Annotated in this window: 10 protein-coding genes; 2 read left to right on the top strand and 8 right to left on the bottom strand. The window is 70.9% G+C overall.

The genetic code is table 11. The features are described from left to right. Positions 1 to 68: 68 nt before the first annotated feature. Together pdxR and tpa are read right to left on the bottom strand one after the other, a co-directional pair. Entirely contained in the window at positions 69 to 1,529 is a 1,461-nt protein-coding gene (pdxR, locus tag C9E82_RS10500; protein WP_119897015.1) for a MocR-like pyridoxine biosynthesis transcription factor PdxR, read from the bottom strand. Positions 1,530 to 1,590: 61 nt separating this feature from the next. After that, entirely contained in the window at positions 1,591 to 2,970 is a 1,380-nt protein-coding gene (tpa, locus tag C9E82_RS10495) for a hypotaurine--pyruvate aminotransferase Tpa (RefSeq protein ID WP_119897016.1), read from the bottom strand. Between the two features lie 223 nt (positions 2,971 to 3,193). On the opposite strand from tpa, the gene C9E82_RS10490 reads away from it, so the two are divergent. Further along, the gene (locus C9E82_RS10490) at positions 3,194 to 3,544 is read left to right on the top strand and encodes a hypothetical protein (protein ID WP_119897017.1); all 351 of its coding nucleotides are present in this window, start codon (positions 3,194 to 3,196) and stop codon (positions 3,542 to 3,544) included. A gap of 13 nt (positions 3,545 to 3,557) precedes the next feature. Here C9E82_RS10490 and C9E82_RS10485 read toward each other — a convergent pair whose 3' ends face one another. The 5 genes from C9E82_RS10485 to C9E82_RS10465 all read right to left on the bottom strand — a co-directional run bounded on the left by C9E82_RS10485 (position 3,558) and on the right by C9E82_RS10465 (position 8,463). Beyond that, positions 3,558 to 3,947, bottom strand: a complete 390-nt coding sequence (locus tag C9E82_RS10485; protein ID WP_119897018.1) for a Cu(I)-responsive transcriptional regulator — start codon at positions 3,945 to 3,947, stop codon at positions 3,558 to 3,560. 80 nt (positions 3,948 to 4,027) lie between these two features. Then, positions 4,028 to 4,807, bottom strand: a complete 780-nt coding sequence (locus C9E82_RS10480) for an ABC transporter ATP-binding protein (RefSeq protein WP_119897019.1) — start codon at positions 4,805 to 4,807, stop codon at positions 4,028 to 4,030. Beyond that, the gene (locus C9E82_RS10475) at positions 4,804 to 5,844 is read right to left on the bottom strand and encodes a FecCD family ABC transporter permease (RefSeq protein WP_119897020.1); all 1,041 of its coding nucleotides are present in this window, start codon (positions 5,842 to 5,844) and stop codon (positions 4,804 to 4,806) included. Before C9E82_RS10475 ends, C9E82_RS10480 begins: the two co-directional genes overlap by 4 nt. Continuing rightward, positions 5,841 to 6,956 carry an ABC transporter substrate-binding protein gene (locus C9E82_RS10470; RefSeq protein ID WP_122449264.1) on the bottom strand — a complete coding sequence of 372 codons (1,116 nt, stop codon included), beginning with the start codon at positions 6,954 to 6,956 and terminating at the stop codon, positions 5,841 to 5,843. The genes C9E82_RS10475 and C9E82_RS10470 overlap by 4 nt, the downstream gene beginning before the upstream one ends. Positions 6,957 to 7,050: 94 nt before the next feature. Beyond that, a complete protein-coding gene (locus C9E82_RS10465; RefSeq protein WP_122449263.1) occupies positions 7,051 to 8,463 on the bottom strand; it encodes a YncE family protein in 1,413 nt (470 codons plus the stop codon). A gap of 144 nt (positions 8,464 to 8,607) precedes the next feature. Here C9E82_RS10465 and C9E82_RS10460 point away from each other — a divergent pair, with 144 nt between their 5' ends. Next, positions 8,608 to 9,444, top strand: coding sequence for an alpha/beta hydrolase (locus C9E82_RS10460; protein WP_119898568.1), 837 nt, complete (start codon positions 8,608 to 8,610; stop codon positions 9,442 to 9,444). Positions 9,445 to 9,456: 12 nt separating this feature from the next. On the opposite strand, the gene C9E82_RS10455 is transcribed toward C9E82_RS10460, so the two are convergent. Next, on the bottom strand, positions 9,457 to 13,335 hold the full coding sequence (locus C9E82_RS10455; RefSeq protein WP_119898567.1) for a non-ribosomal peptide synthetase: 3,879 nt from the start codon (positions 13,333 to 13,335) through the stop codon (positions 9,457 to 9,459). Position 13,336 lies beyond the last annotated feature (1 nt).

Genomic DNA, 13,336 nt, shown 5'->3' with positions numbered 1-13,336 from the left:
GCGCCGCTCCTGTCGCCTTTTGCCTGCGCCCCGCAGGACAGGGGATTTCCGCCCCAAGCGCAAGCCCGTCAGGCCCGCGCCTCGCGGATCGCCGTGGCGATGCGGCGGATGCCCTCGGGGATGCGCGCGGCCGAGATCGAGGAATAGGCCAGCCGGAAGAAGCCGTCGCCCCGCGCGGGATCGGCGAAGAAGGGCCAGCCCGGCTCGATCAGCACGTCGCGCGCCCTCAGCGTCTGGGCCAGCGCGCGCGCGGGCACGGGCGAGGCCAGCCAGAAGCTGGAGCCGCCGGTGGCGCCGTCGCGGGCCAGGTCCAGCCCTTCCTGCCCGATCGCCTCCAGCATCACCGCCCGCCGCTCGCCGTAGCCGCGCCGCATCCGCTTCATCTGCGCGTCGTGATGGCCAAGCGACAGGAAATGCGCCAGCGTCCGCTGCATGTGGCCGGGCGGATGGCGCAGCGACAGCCCGCGCAGCGCCCGCGCCTCGGCGACGAAGCCGGGATCGGCCACGACATAGCCCAGCCGCAGCCCCGGAAAGACCGATTTGGAAAACGAGCCAACATAGATCACCGCGCCGCTCTGGTCGATGGCCTTCAGCGCGGGCGAGGTCGCGCCGGCGAAGGACAGCTCGAATTCGTAATCGTCCTCGATCAGCGCGAAGCCGTCCTGCAGCGCGCGGGCCAGCAGCGCGCGGCGGCGGGGCAGGGGCATGGTGGTGTTGGTCGGGCATTGGTGGCTGGCGGTGGTGAAGACGGCCGAGACGCCCGCCGGGATCGCGTCGGGCGGCAGGCCCTGCGCGTCGACCGCGACCGGATGGACCGCCGCGCCGCTATGGGCCAGGATCTCGCGCAGGCCGGGATAGCAGGGATCCTCGATGGCGCAGCGCCGCCCCGGCCCCAGCAGCACCTGCGAGATCAGCCACAGCGCGTTCTGCGCGCCAAGGGTCAGCAGGATCCCCTCGGGGCGGGCGCGGATGCCGCGCCGGGTCAGGATGTGGCGGGCGATATAGTCGATCAGCTCGGGGTCGTCCTCGCCGTAGAGGTCGCCGGTCAGGCTGGCGAATTCGCGCCGCCCCAGCGCCCGGACCGCGCAGTCGCGCCAGGCGGCGTGATCGACCAGCTCGGGATCGGCCTGGCCATAGACGAAGGGAAAGCGGAAGCGGCGCCAGTCGCGCACCCGATCGCGCCGCTGCGCCTGCGCGAAGCGGCCGTCCAGGCGCTGGCCCCAGTCGAAGCGCGCCGCTTGCGGGGCAGGGGGGCCGGCCTCGGGGCCAAGCTCGATCCCCTCCGAGATGTAATGGCCCGAGCGGTCGCGGCTGGTCAGGTAATCGGTCGCCACCAGCTCGGCGAAGGCCTGGGCCACGGTGACGCGGGCGACGCCCAGATGCCCGGCCAGCGCGCGGATCGAGGGCAGCTTCTCGCCCGGACGGAAGCGGCCCGCGATCACCGCCCCGATGATCTGGCGGCGCAGCTGCAATTGCAGCGGGATGGCCGCGCTGCGGTCGAGGATGAAGGCTTCGGGCGGTATAGGCATGTCTGATCCGGGCGGCTTGCCGGGGCGATGAAGCCCCAGCCGGCGGCCCGGATCAAGGCCCTCAGCCGAAGACGCGGCTCAGCGCGCCGTCGATGGCGTCGGTGATGCGGTCGATATCGTCTGCCGTGGCGATCAGCGCGGGCGACAGGCACAGCGTGTTGTTCAGCCCCTCGATCGAGCGGTTGGTGGCGCCGATGATGACCCCCTGCGACAGGCAGTCGGCGACCACCGCCTGCACTTTCTTCTCGTCCATCGGCTCCCTGGTCTTGCGGTCCGCGACCAGCTCGGCGCCGCAGAAGAGGCCCTTGCCGCGCACATCGCCGATGACCTCGTGCTTCTCCATCAGCGCGTTCAGGTTGGCCATCACCCGGTCGCCCATGAGGGTGCAGTTCTCCAGCAGGCCCTCTTCCTCGATGATGCGCATGTTCTCCAGCGCCGCGACCGGGCCGGCGGTGCAGCCGCCGAAGGTCGAGATGTCGCGGAAATAGCTCATCCCGTCCTCGGGCGCGTCCTTGAACATCTCGAAGACGCGCTCGGTCGCGACGGTGCAGCTGATCGCCGCATAGCCCGAGGCGACGCCCTTGGCCATGGTCACGAAATCCGGCTCGATCCCGTATTGCTGGTAGCCGAACCAGGTGCCGGTGCGGCCCAGCCCGCAGACCACTTCATCGATATGCAGCAGGATATCGTATTTGCGACAGATTTCCTGAACGCGCTGCCAATAGCCCTCGGGGGGCGTAATGACCCCGCCGCCTGCCGTCACCGGCTCCAGCACGAGGGCGCCGACGGTGTCGGGACCCTCGCGCAGGATCACCTCCTCGATGGCGTCGGCGGCGCGCTGGCCATAGTTTTCCACGTCCCATTGCGCGCGGTATTCAAGGCAATGCGGCACCATCACGAAGCCGTCGGGATAGGGGCCGTATTGCGCCGCCCGCTGCCCCTGGCCCGAGGTCGCCAGCGTTCCCAGCGTGGTGCCGTGATAGTCGCGGTCGCGATAGAGGATCTTCCATTTCCGCCCGCCATGGTGGCGCGCCGCGATCTGGCGCACCATCTTGTAGACCTTCTCGTTCGCCTCGGAACCCGAGTTCGAGTAATAGACCCGGCTCATCCCCGGCATCTTCTCGATCAGCCTCTGCGCGAAGACCGCGCCGGGCACGGTGCCCGCGGCGCCGGCGTAATAGTTCAGCTTCAGCAGCTGGTCGCGCACCGCATTGGCGATGCTTTCGCGGCCATAGCCGACATTCACCGTCCAGACTCCGCCCGAGACCGCATCCAGGAATTCCTTGCCGGTTGCGTCCCACAGCTTCATGCCCTTGCCCTCGACGAAGACGCGCGGGTCGGTGGTCTCGTATTGCTTGTGCTGGCTCAGGTGGTGCCAGACATGTTCGCGGTCGGCGGCGACCACATGGGTCAGGTCGTTGAGGTTCAGATCGAGGGTCATCGCGAGGCTCCTGGCTGGTTCTGGCAAGGTTGCGCCTGCGGGGCGGAAAACGATAGGGCCAGATGTGGATGCCATATGGGGCCAGTTCTGCCTGCCCGCGCGGGTTTCCCTCGCGGTGGGAACGAATTAACCATCGGGCGGGAATTTCGGTCCGGCCGGGCCGTTTTCGGGATAACATGGACAGCGGACCGTCCCGCCGCGCCGGGAGGTGAGGGAGGAAGTCATGCGCGCCAGTTTCACGATTGCGGCAAGCGTCCTGGGGGCCTTGCTGGCACCCGCCCATGCCGATGAGGCGAATGCCGGGACCGAGGACCAGCTTTGGGGCGTCGGCACCACCGCCTGGCTGTGCTATCAGCCGCCCTGCGGCTGGCGCGGGGTCTTTCCGGTCGACGCCGAGGGCACGCGGGGCCGGCCGCTGTCGATCCACGACCAGCCCGAGCCGCCCATGATGCGCGGCATGCCCGCCGATCTGGCCCGCATCCGCGAGGCCTATGCCGATCACGGCTGCGTCCTGGTCGAGGGGCATTTCGACTTCGATATCCTGAAGGTCAGGCGCGTCGTCGGCGATTGCTGAAGGGACGCGGCGCTCAGCGCGTCCCGGCAAGCTGGCCCAGGATGACGCAATGCGGATCGTCATTGCCGGGGCATTCGGCGATCAGCTGCTGCAACGTCGTCTCCAGGCTGCGCAATTCCTCGATCTTGGCGCGGATCTCGGCCAGGTGGGTGACGGCCAGCGCGCGGACATCGCGGCTGGCGCGGCTCTTGTCGCAGTAAAGCCCGATCAGGCGCCGGCACTCCTCCAGCGAGAAGCCCAGGTTGCGGGCGCGGGCCAGAAAGCGCAGCCGCGTCACGTCCTCGTCGCCGAAATCGCGATAGCCGTTCTGGCCCCGGTCCGGCGCGATCAGGCCGATATCCTCGTAATAGCGGATCGTCTTGACCGGCAGCCCGGTCGTCTCGGCGGCCTGACCGATGTTCATTGCAAGGTCCTTTCCGGCGGGTTTGTCGGAATCTGGCCATGCGGGGGCCGAAGTTCAACCCTGTCCGCGCAGACGCAAAACTAGGGAACCGGCGCCAGTTCGCGGTCGATCAGGATCGTCAGGTTGCCGCGCGAACAGCGCTCGACCCGCGCCTCGACGCCGTAGACCTCGGCCAGCATGGCGGGGGTCAGCACCTTTTCGGGCGGGCCGTCGCTGTGGATCCCGCCCTGGTGCAGCACCACGATCCGGTCGGCCCATTGCGCCGCCAGCGCCAGGTCGTGCAGCACCGCGACCACCACCCGGCCCTCGGCGGCCAGGCGGCGCAGCTCGGCCAGCAGCCGCACCTGCCGGGCAAGGTCCAGCGCGCTGGTCGGCTCGTCCAGCAGCAGCAGGCGCGGGTTGCGCACGATGGCCTGCGCCAGGCTGACCAGCTGCCGCTGCCCGCCCGACAACTGGTCCAGCGGGTTCAGCGCCAGCGCGCCGATGCCCAGCCGGTCCAGCACCGCCATGGCCTGCGCATCGGCCTGCGCCGCCGGGGTCTCGCCCGCCGCGCGCAGGGCCGCGATGATGCTTTCCAGGACGATCAGCGAGGACCCCGAGGGCAGGCTCTGCGGCATGAAGCCCACCAGCCGCGCCCGCTGCGGCCCCGGCAGCCGGGCCAGATCGGCATCGTCCAGCATGATCCGCCCGGCATGGGGGCCAAGCTGGGCCACCGCGCGGAGCAGCGTCGACTTGCCCGCCGCGTTCGGCCCGGCCAGCACCGTGACCTGGCCGGCGGGCAGGTCGGGCAGGGTCAGGTCGCGGATCACCACCCGCTTGCCGTAGCGGATCGAGACATCGCGGATCGACAGCCCGCTCATCGCCGCGCCCTGCCGCGCAGGATCAGCGCGAAGAAGACCGGCAGCCCGATCAGCGACGTGACCAGCCCCACCGGCAGCAGCACCCCCGGCACCACCAGCTTGGACAGCGTCGAGGCCAGCGACATCACCAGCGCCCCGGTCAAGAGGCTGGCGGGCAGGAAGAAGCGGTGATCCTCGCCCACCAGAAGCCGCGCGATATGCGGCCCGGCAAGGCCCACGAAGCCGATCACGCCGACCATCGACACCGCCGTGGCGGCCAGCAGGCTGACCCGCAGCAGGGTCCAGCGGCGCAGCGACTCGACATTGACGCCGAAGCTGCGGGCCTGGTCCTCGCCCATGCGCAGCGCGGTAAGCCGCCAGGCGGCGCGGAAGGAAAACGGCGCGCAGAGTGCAAGCACCGCCGCCAGCATCGCCGCGCCCTGCCAGCTGGAGGCGGCAAGGCTGCCCATCGTCCAGAAGACCAGCTGCTGCAGCGCATCGGCCGAGGCCACGAATTGCAGCAGCGACAGGAAGGCGCCGGCGGCGAAGTTCAGCGCGATGCCGAACAGGATCAGCACCTCGGGGCCGCCGCCGCGCAGCCGGCCCAGCAGCTGCAGCAGCGCCAGCGCGCCAAGCGCGAACAGGAAGGCATTGGCCGAGACCGACCAGCTGGCCGGCAGGAAGGGCAGGCTGAGCCCCAGGATGATCGCGGTCGCCGCCCCCAGCGCGGCGGCGGTGGAGACCCCCAGCGTGAAGGGCTCGGCCAGCGGGTTTTCCAGCACGGTCTGCATCTCGGCCCCGGCCAGCGCCAGGGCCGCGCCGACCAGCAGCGCCATGATCGCCACCGGCAGGCGCACGGTCCAGACGATCACCTCGGTGGCGCGCGCGACCTCGCCCGTGCCGGTCAGCGCCCGCAGCGTGTCGCCAAGCGGCAGCCCGGCCGGGCCGGTCACCAGGTCCAGCAGCACGCCCAGCAGCGCGACCAGCGCCATGACGCCCACCAGCAGCGCGCGGCGCCGGTTCTGGCGGTGGTATCGCTCCAGCAGCAGCGCGCTCATTCGTCGGGCCCGACCCACCAGGTGCCGGGGACCGAGACCGGCAGGAAGCGGCGGTCGATCTCGGCCAGGGTTTCGGCGGGGTCCAGGTCGGCGAACAGGTCCGGGTGGAAGCTGCGGGCCAGGTATTCGATCAGCGCGATATGGACGGGCGTGTCGTTGAACAGGTGCCAGATCCCGGCCGCGCGGCCCTCCTCGACGGCGCGCAGCGAGGAAAAGCCCGGCGCGCCCAGCAGCCCCCGGAAGCTGGCCGCGGCGGTGTCGGCCGGGATCTCCGAGCCCAGCACCAGCCCGCTGCGATCGCCCAGATGCGCGCCGCCGGTCGCCAGATAGATGTCGGGATCGGCGCCGATCAGGAATTCCAGGCTGACCGTGCCCAGCACGCCCCTGACCACCTCGGCCCCGATATTCGTGCCCCCCGCCGTCGTCACGAAGTCGTGAAAGACCCCCGCCCCCACGGTCGCGCAGCAGTTCTGCGGCGTGGCATGGGCGTGGATGAAGACCCGCGGGCGGGTGATCGCCGGATCGGCCAGCCTTTCGGTGATGCGCTCCAGCCGCGAATTGTAGAATTCGGCGAAATCGGCGGCACGCTTCTCGGCCCCGGTCAGCCGGCCCAGGATCGTCAGGCTGGGGATCGAGTTTTCCTGCGGATGCGAGAAGAAATCGACATAGACCACAGGGATACCCGCCGCCTCGACCTGCTGGCGGGCGCGGTCCATGCCGGGATCGCCCCGGTCCATCAGCGACAGGACCAGGAGGTCGGGCTGAAGCGCGATGACGCTTTCGACCGAGATGTCGCGATTGCCCGAACCCACCGGCCGGATCGCGTCGATCTGCGGGAAGCGCGCGCGATAGGCGGCCAGCGTCGGCGCGTCCAGCGCCTTGTCCAGCCGCCAGCCCGCCACCAGTGCGACCGGGTCGTCATGCAGCAGCGCCAGCACCGTCATGTGCCGCCCCTCGCCCAGCACGATGCGCTGCGCCGGACGCGGCAGCGTGACCTCGCGGTCCAGCAGGTCGGTCACGGTGATCTCGGCCCGCAGGGGGGCGGCGGCCAGCAGCAGGGGCAGCAGCAGGACGGCCAGTGCCAGCCTGGCGATGGGGCGAAGTCCCGGCATCTTGGATCTCCTTGGGGGCCGCATCCGGGGCCGTGGCTGGAAGATGGCGAGGGCGGCCAGATGCCGCCCGCGCCGTGGCATGGTCGGGCCCGGCCTATTCAGCGGCGGGCCGGATGCGCGAGATGCGGTCGCCCCTCGCGTCATCCTCGCCGCGCGACTTGTTGATCGCATAGACGGCGCCGTCGCCCAGGATGCGGATCTGGTTGGGATAGCTGCCGCCGTCCAGGTTGGCGACGATCTGGCCGTCGGTATCCACCACCGTCAGCCTGTCCGCACCGCGCACGGCCACATAGGCCAGCCGGCCGACCGGGTCGAAGGTGACGCTCAGCGGGTTGGCGCCCACCGGGACGTCATGCAGCACCTCGCCGCTTTCCTCGTCGACGATCAGCAGGTTGTCGCTGCCCTGTCCGACGACGAAGATCAGCCCTTCCTCGCGGTCATAGGCCGAATCCGACCCGGCCAGCAGCCGACCGACCTGCAGGACGCGGACATCGCCGCTTTCCAGGTCGATCACCGCCACTTCCGGGGTGCTGATGCTGACCGAGAACAGCTTGCCCGACTCGATGTCCAGATCCGCGCTGCGGGCGCCGAACTGGCTGCGACGGATGGTCGAGGTGATCTCGATCGGGTCCAGCTGCTCCAGCGTGTTGATGTCGAACACCTCCAACTGCGGCTCGAAGCTGGTGCTCATGTAAGCGCGGCCGCGGGCCTGATCGATCACCACGTCGCGCGGATGCGGCACGGCGCCCGGCTCGAACTGCCTGACCAGCGACAGGTCGTCCTGACTGTAGACCGAAGCGGTGTTCTGGCGGGTATTCGTCACCCAGACATTGCCGTTCTCGTCGTCCACATCGACGCCATAGACCGCGAAGAGGCCGCCATCGCTGCCGTCGGGGCGGGCGGGCGCGGCTTCGGGCGTGACGGAGGCAACGGTTTCCAGCGTGTCGGGATCGATCTTGACCAGTGCCGATTCCGTCACCGGCGGACGGCCCACGGCGGCGGTCACGAACAGCGCCCCCGATTCCGGGCTGTGGGCGACCTGATAGAGGCCGCGCGTCACCGGCTGGCTTTCGATGGCGAAATCCGCCTCGCCCGACAGCGGGACCTGCGGCGAGACCTTCAGCTCGGCCACGGTCGCGGCGGCGGGGTTCTCGGCGATGACCACGATCGGATGCACGCCGGTCGCGGCTTCGTCGTCCACGGTCAGCGCGAAGCTGACCTTGCCCTCGTCATCGACGGTCAGCGGGCCGTCGGCGTTCAGCACGGTAGTGCCGCGCATCAGGGTGATCTGCTGGCCCGGGGTCAGCCCCTCGCCCGAAAGGACCGCCTCGGATCCCGGATAGACCGGCGCGCCGCGCTCGGCCGCGCCGGCATTGACCGAGCCTTCGAAGACGTCCGAGGTCGGCGTGAAGATGCTGTCGGCCAGGACCGGGCCGGCGGCCAGGGTCAGGGCAAGGATCGATGCGCCGCACAGGGCGCGGATGGAATGACGCGAAATCATGGTCATGCGGATCTCCTTGGATAAGGATCGTTTCAGGCTTGGCCGGAGATCCGGTCTGGCTTCGATCCCGCGCAGCAGTATATTCCTGACAAGGGTTGTCAACCATCTGCTGGCCGGAAGGGGCCGGGATCGGGAAGAAGGGGTGTGAACATGTCGCATAGGGGTCGCGTCGGGCCGGATCACGCGCGCAATCGGGCCGAGCTGCGCATCTTCGAGGGTGATCCGCCCACGCACCGGCTGTCGCGGAAGGTGGTCGATTGCGGGCCGGGCCACCGGCTGTTCCTGGCCGTGCCGCGCTGTAATGCGCCGCAGGGGGGCTGGCCGGTCCTCTATCTGCTGGACGGCAATGCCGCCTTCGATTTCCTGACGCCCGAGCATCTGGCGATGGCGCCCGGCCTGGTGCTGGCGGGCATCGGCTATGACACCGACCGCCAGTTCGCGCGGGAACGGCGGACGATGGATTTCACCGCGCCCGACGGGCCGGGCGACGGTATCCGCCCCGATCCGGTCCATCCGGGGCGCATGGCCGGGGGCGCGGCGCTGTTCCTGGACCGCCTGACCGGCCCGCTGCGCGCGGCGGCCGAGGAGGGGCTGGCGATCGACCCCGCGCGCCGCAGCCTGTGGGGGCACAGTTTCGGCGGGCTGTTCACGCTCTATGCGCTGCTGGTGCGGCCGCGGGCCTTCGCGCGCTATGCGGCGATCAGCCCCTCGATCTGGTGGGACGAGCCGCTGATCCGCCGCATCGCCGATGCCGCCGGGCGGATGCAGGACGCGCCGCCCCTGCTGATGGCGCTGGGGGATCGCGAGAAACGCTCGGGCAGCGACGGGCCGCCGCCGGACGGGCCGGCCCCGGCGACGATGCAGTTCGCGGCGGACCTGCGCGACCGGCAGGGGCTGGCGCCGCAGCTCCATGTGCTGGAGGGGGCGATCCATATCCAGACCATCGCCGGATCGCTGCCGCTGGCCTTGCCCTTCGCCGCCGCCTGACCGGGCGGGGCGTCAATACCCCTCCAGCCGGCGGGCCAGTTCCGGCGCGATCAGCGCCGATGCCTCGGGCGAGGTCATCTGCGAATGCAGGAACGGCACCTCCAGCACCTCGATCTCTGCGGCATAGGGGCGCCACATCGCCGCGCTCAGGTCGCGATCCTTGTGGTCCAGCGCGGCGCGGAAATGGGTCAGCCGCCCCGCCATCGGGCGATGGCGATGGCTGCGCACAAGCCGGTTGGTATCGGTGACAAGGCGGACGACGCCGTCCAGCACGGGTTCGGGCAGCGCGCCGAGCGTGGTCCCGGCCGCGCGCAGGAAGGCCACGACCTTCGCGCGCGTGTCCAGGTCGCGATGCGCGTCCGGGTCGTGGCCGGCGATGGCCAGCAGCGCGCGCAGGGCGGCGACCGGATCGGGCTCGGGCTCATCGCGCCAGGCATCGGCGGGATAGCTGTCCAGAAGCGCGACCAGCCCCGCCTCGCGGCCCCGCGCCGCCAGCTCCACCGCCATCGCCTGGGCGATGATCCCGCCGACCGACCAGCCGGCCAGGTGGACCGGCCCCTGCGGCAGCAGCGCGACCACATGCCGCACATAGTCGCGGGCCAGCGCGTCCAGGTTTTCGGGCAGCGCGGTGTCCGGGTCCAGCCCCGGATGCTGCAGCCCCCAGACCCGCCGCGCGGGGGCGATCCGCCGCGCAAGGTGGCGATAGCCCCAGCCGATGCCGCCCGCCGGATGGACCAGGAACAGCGGTGGGGCGCCGGGATCGCCATCGGCCAGCAGGATCAGCGCACCAAGCCCGTCATCCTGTGCCTCGGCCTCGATCGCCTGTGCCAGCGCCGACAGCACGGGATGTTCGAAGATCGTGCCGAGGCCGGGATCGCGGCCGGTCTCCTCCTCGATGCGCAGCGCCAGCCGCACCGCCGACAGCGAATCGCCGCCAAGCGCGAAGAAATCCGCCTCGGCCGGGGCGGGCTCGGGCAGGTGCAGGATCTCGGCGAACAGCCGGGCCAGCCGCCGCTCGGTTTCGGTTCCGGCGGCCCGGCCCGCGGCGCGGAATTCCGGCGCCGGCAGGGCCTTGCGGTCCAGCTTGCCATTGGCGGTGACCGGCAGCGCGTCCAGCGCGATCTCGGCCGAGGGAACCATATAGGCGGGCAGGCTGGCGGCGAGGCGCGGGGCCAGCGCGCCGGGGGCATAGCCCGGCGCGGGCACCAGATAGGCGACCAGCCGCCTGTCGCCTGCCCGGTCCTCGCGCGCCAGCACGACGGCCTGGCGGGCAAGGCCGCTGGCCATGATCGCCGCCTCGATCTCGCCCAGCTCGATCCTCAGGCCCCGGATCTTCACCTGATGGTCGTCGCGGCCCAGATAGACCACCGCGCCATCGGCCCGCCGCCGCGCCAGGTCGCCGGTGGCATAGAGCCTTTCGCCGGGCCGCGTCGGGTCGGGGATGAAGCGTTCCGCCGTCAGGTCGTCGCGGCCCAGATAGCCGCGCGCCAGCTGCACCCCGCCCAGATAGAGGTTCCCCGCCAGCCCCGGCGGCAGCGGGCGCATCCGGTCGTCCAGCACCTCCAGCCGGGTGTTCCAGACCGGCCAGCCGATCGGCAGGGGATTGCTGTCGTCATCGGGCGCGGCCGGCCAGAAGCTGACATCGACGGCGGCCTCGGTCGGCCCGTAAAGATTGTGCAGTTGCGCGTTGATTCTGCTGTGAAAACGCGCGCGCTGATCGGCGGTCAGTTCCTCGCCCGAACAGAAGACGCGGCGCAGCGCCAAGCCTTGGGACGCGGGCGAGGCCAGGAAGGCCGACAGCATCGAGGGCACGAAATGCAGCGTGGTGATTCCGTGGCGGCGGATCGCGGCGGCGATGGCGGCGGGGTCGCGATGCGCGCCGGGGGCGGCCATGACCAGCTCCGCCCCGACGATCATCGGCAGGATGAACTCCCAGACCGAGACGTCGAATGTCGCCGGGGTCTTCTGCAGGATCCGGTCGCTGGCGTCGATGCCGTATTGCGCCGCCATCCACAGCAGCCGGTTCACGATGGCGCGGTGTTCGATCATCACGCCCTTGGGCTCGCCGGTCGAGCCCGAGGTGAAGATGACATAGGCCAGGTCGCCCGGCGCCGGCGGCGTGGCGGGGGCAGCGCCCTCCAGGGGCCAGTCGGTGGTCGACAGCAGCGGCGCGTCGCCGGGGAACAGCCCGGCCAGTTCGGGCGAGGTCAGCACGGCGGCGGGCCGCGCCCGCGACAGGATGGCCGCGATCCGCCGGGGCGGGTGGTCGGGGTCCAGCGGCAGCCAGGCCGCGCCCGCGCGCAGGATGGCCAGCAGCGCGACCGGCAGCTCCAGCGAGCGTTCCAGCGCGACCGCGACGATGCGGCCCGGCCCGGCGCCAAGCGCGGAAAGACGCGCGGCCAGGGCGGCGCTGCGGCGGTCCAGCTCGGCGAAGCTGATGGTGCGGTCGCCGAAACTGATGGCCGGCGCGTCGGGGCTGGCCTTGATCCGCGCCTCGATCAGCGCGGTCAGGGTGGTGTCGGGGACCGGATGGCCGGTCGCGTTCACGGCCTCGGCTTCGGCGATTTCCGCGGGGCTGGCGGTCGGAACATGGGCCAGCGAGGGCGCCTTCAGCGCGGCGGAGAGGAAGGCCGCAAGGCGCGCGGAATGGCCGGCGACGTCCTTCGGCGTGTAGAGGGCGGGATTGGCGTCCACCTCGAACAGGATCCCGGCCTGCGGATCGCCGCGGAAGGTCAGGGTCAGGTCGTCCACCGCGCCGGCGCCGAGGATGTGCAGCCCGACCTCCAGCCCCGGAAAGACCGGCGGGCGGTCGAAGGGCTGGACATTGACCAGCGGGCCGTAGAGCCGGCGCGAGCCGCCGATCAGCCCCAGGTCGCGGCGCAGGTATTCGCTGCGGTAAAGCCCGTGGCGGCGGGCCTCGCGGAAGCTGCGCGCCTGGGCTGCCAGCCAGTCGGCAAGGGGCATGTCCTCGTCCGGGCGCAGCCGATGCGGCAGCACGTTCATCGCCATGCAGGGCAGGCGCGCGATCCTGCGGCCCATCCGCGCCATGAAGGGCAGGCCGATCACGCATTCGCCGCCTGTCCAGCGCGCCAGATAGGCCCCGGCCAGCGCGGTCAGCACGTCCGGCCAGCCAAGCCGGTGCCGGTCCGAGAAATCCTCAAGCAAAGCCGCAAGATCTACAGGTAACCACATGCTTTCACGGATGAAACGGTCGCCGCCGACGGCGCGGCCCGGCGCGGGGCCGGCGACCTCGGGCAGGTCGGCCATCGCGGATCGCCACCATGCGGCGGCCGCTGCGCGCCGGTCGGATGCGCGCCAGGCGGCATCCTCGTCATGGGCGCGCTGATAGGGCGGGAAGGGCGTCGGGGCCGGGCCGGCGCCGGTCAGGGCGGCGTAATGCTCGGCGATGCGGTTGGTGACCAGCACCATGCCATAGCCGTCGATCGCCAGATGGTGGATGCGCTCGTAAAGCAGTTGCCGCTCGGGCGACAGGATGAACAGGGTGAAGGCGGCAAGCGGATCGGCGGTCAGGTCCAGCGCGCGGCGGCTGTCGGCCTGCATCTGCGCCAGCGCCTCGGATTCCGGCGCGGGATGGGTTTTCAGGTCGACGATGCGCGGCGCGATGCCTTCGGACGACAGCCATTGCCGGGGACCGTCCGGGCCGCTGTGGAAACGCAGGTGCAGCGCCTCGGATTCGGCGATGGTGCGCGCCAGCGCCTTGCGCAGGGCGGGCAGGTCCAGCGGCCCGCGCAGGTCCAGATATTGCCCGGTGTTCAGGATCGGATTGGCGGGATCCAGCGCCTGCGCATACCACAAGCCCTCCTGCGCCTCGGTCAGCGGATATGCGGCGGATGCGGCGGGGTCGGGCCGGATGGGGGCCGTCAGGGTCATC

Origin of the sequence: Paracoccus sigandri (assembly GCF_003709565.1) — a bacterium.
GTDB classification, from domain to species: domain Bacteria; phylum Pseudomonadota; class Alphaproteobacteria; order Rhodobacterales; family Rhodobacteraceae; genus Paracoccus; species Paracoccus siganidrum.
This window is presented reverse-complemented; position numbering and strand designations above follow the sequence as displayed.

Coding starts and splice junctions, on each gene's coding strand:
- pdxR (WP_119897015.1), bottom strand. CDS start 1,529: ATGCCTATACCGCCCGAAGCCTTCATCCTCGACCGCAGCGCGGCCATC.
- tpa (WP_119897016.1), bottom strand. CDS start 2,970: ATGACCCTCGATCTGAACCTCAACGACCTGACCCATGTGGTCGCCGCC.
- C9E82_RS10490 (WP_119897017.1), top strand. CDS start 3,194: ATGCGCGCCAGTTTCACGATTGCGGCAAGCGTCCTGGGGGCCTTGCTG.
- C9E82_RS10485 (WP_119897018.1), bottom strand. CDS start 3,947: ATGAACATCGGTCAGGCCGCCGAGACGACCGGGCTGCCGGTCAAGACG.
- C9E82_RS10480 (WP_119897019.1), bottom strand. CDS start 4,807: ATGAGCGGGCTGTCGATCCGCGATGTCTCGATCCGCTACGGCAAGCGG.
- C9E82_RS10475 (WP_119897020.1), bottom strand. CDS start 5,844: ATGAGCGCGCTGCTGCTGGAGCGATACCACCGCCAGAACCGGCGCCGC.
- C9E82_RS10470 (WP_122449264.1), bottom strand. CDS start 6,956: ATGCCGGGACTTCGCCCCATCGCCAGGCTGGCACTGGCCGTCCTGCTG.
- C9E82_RS10465 (WP_122449263.1), bottom strand. CDS start 8,463: ATGACCATGATTTCGCGTCATTCCATCCGCGCCCTGTGCGGCGCATCG.
- C9E82_RS10460 (WP_119898568.1), top strand. CDS start 8,608: ATGTCGCATAGGGGTCGCGTCGGGCCGGATCACGCGCGCAATCGGGCC.
- C9E82_RS10455 (WP_119898567.1), bottom strand. CDS start 13,335: ATGACCCTGACGGCCCCCATCCGGCCCGACCCCGCCGCATCCGCCGCA.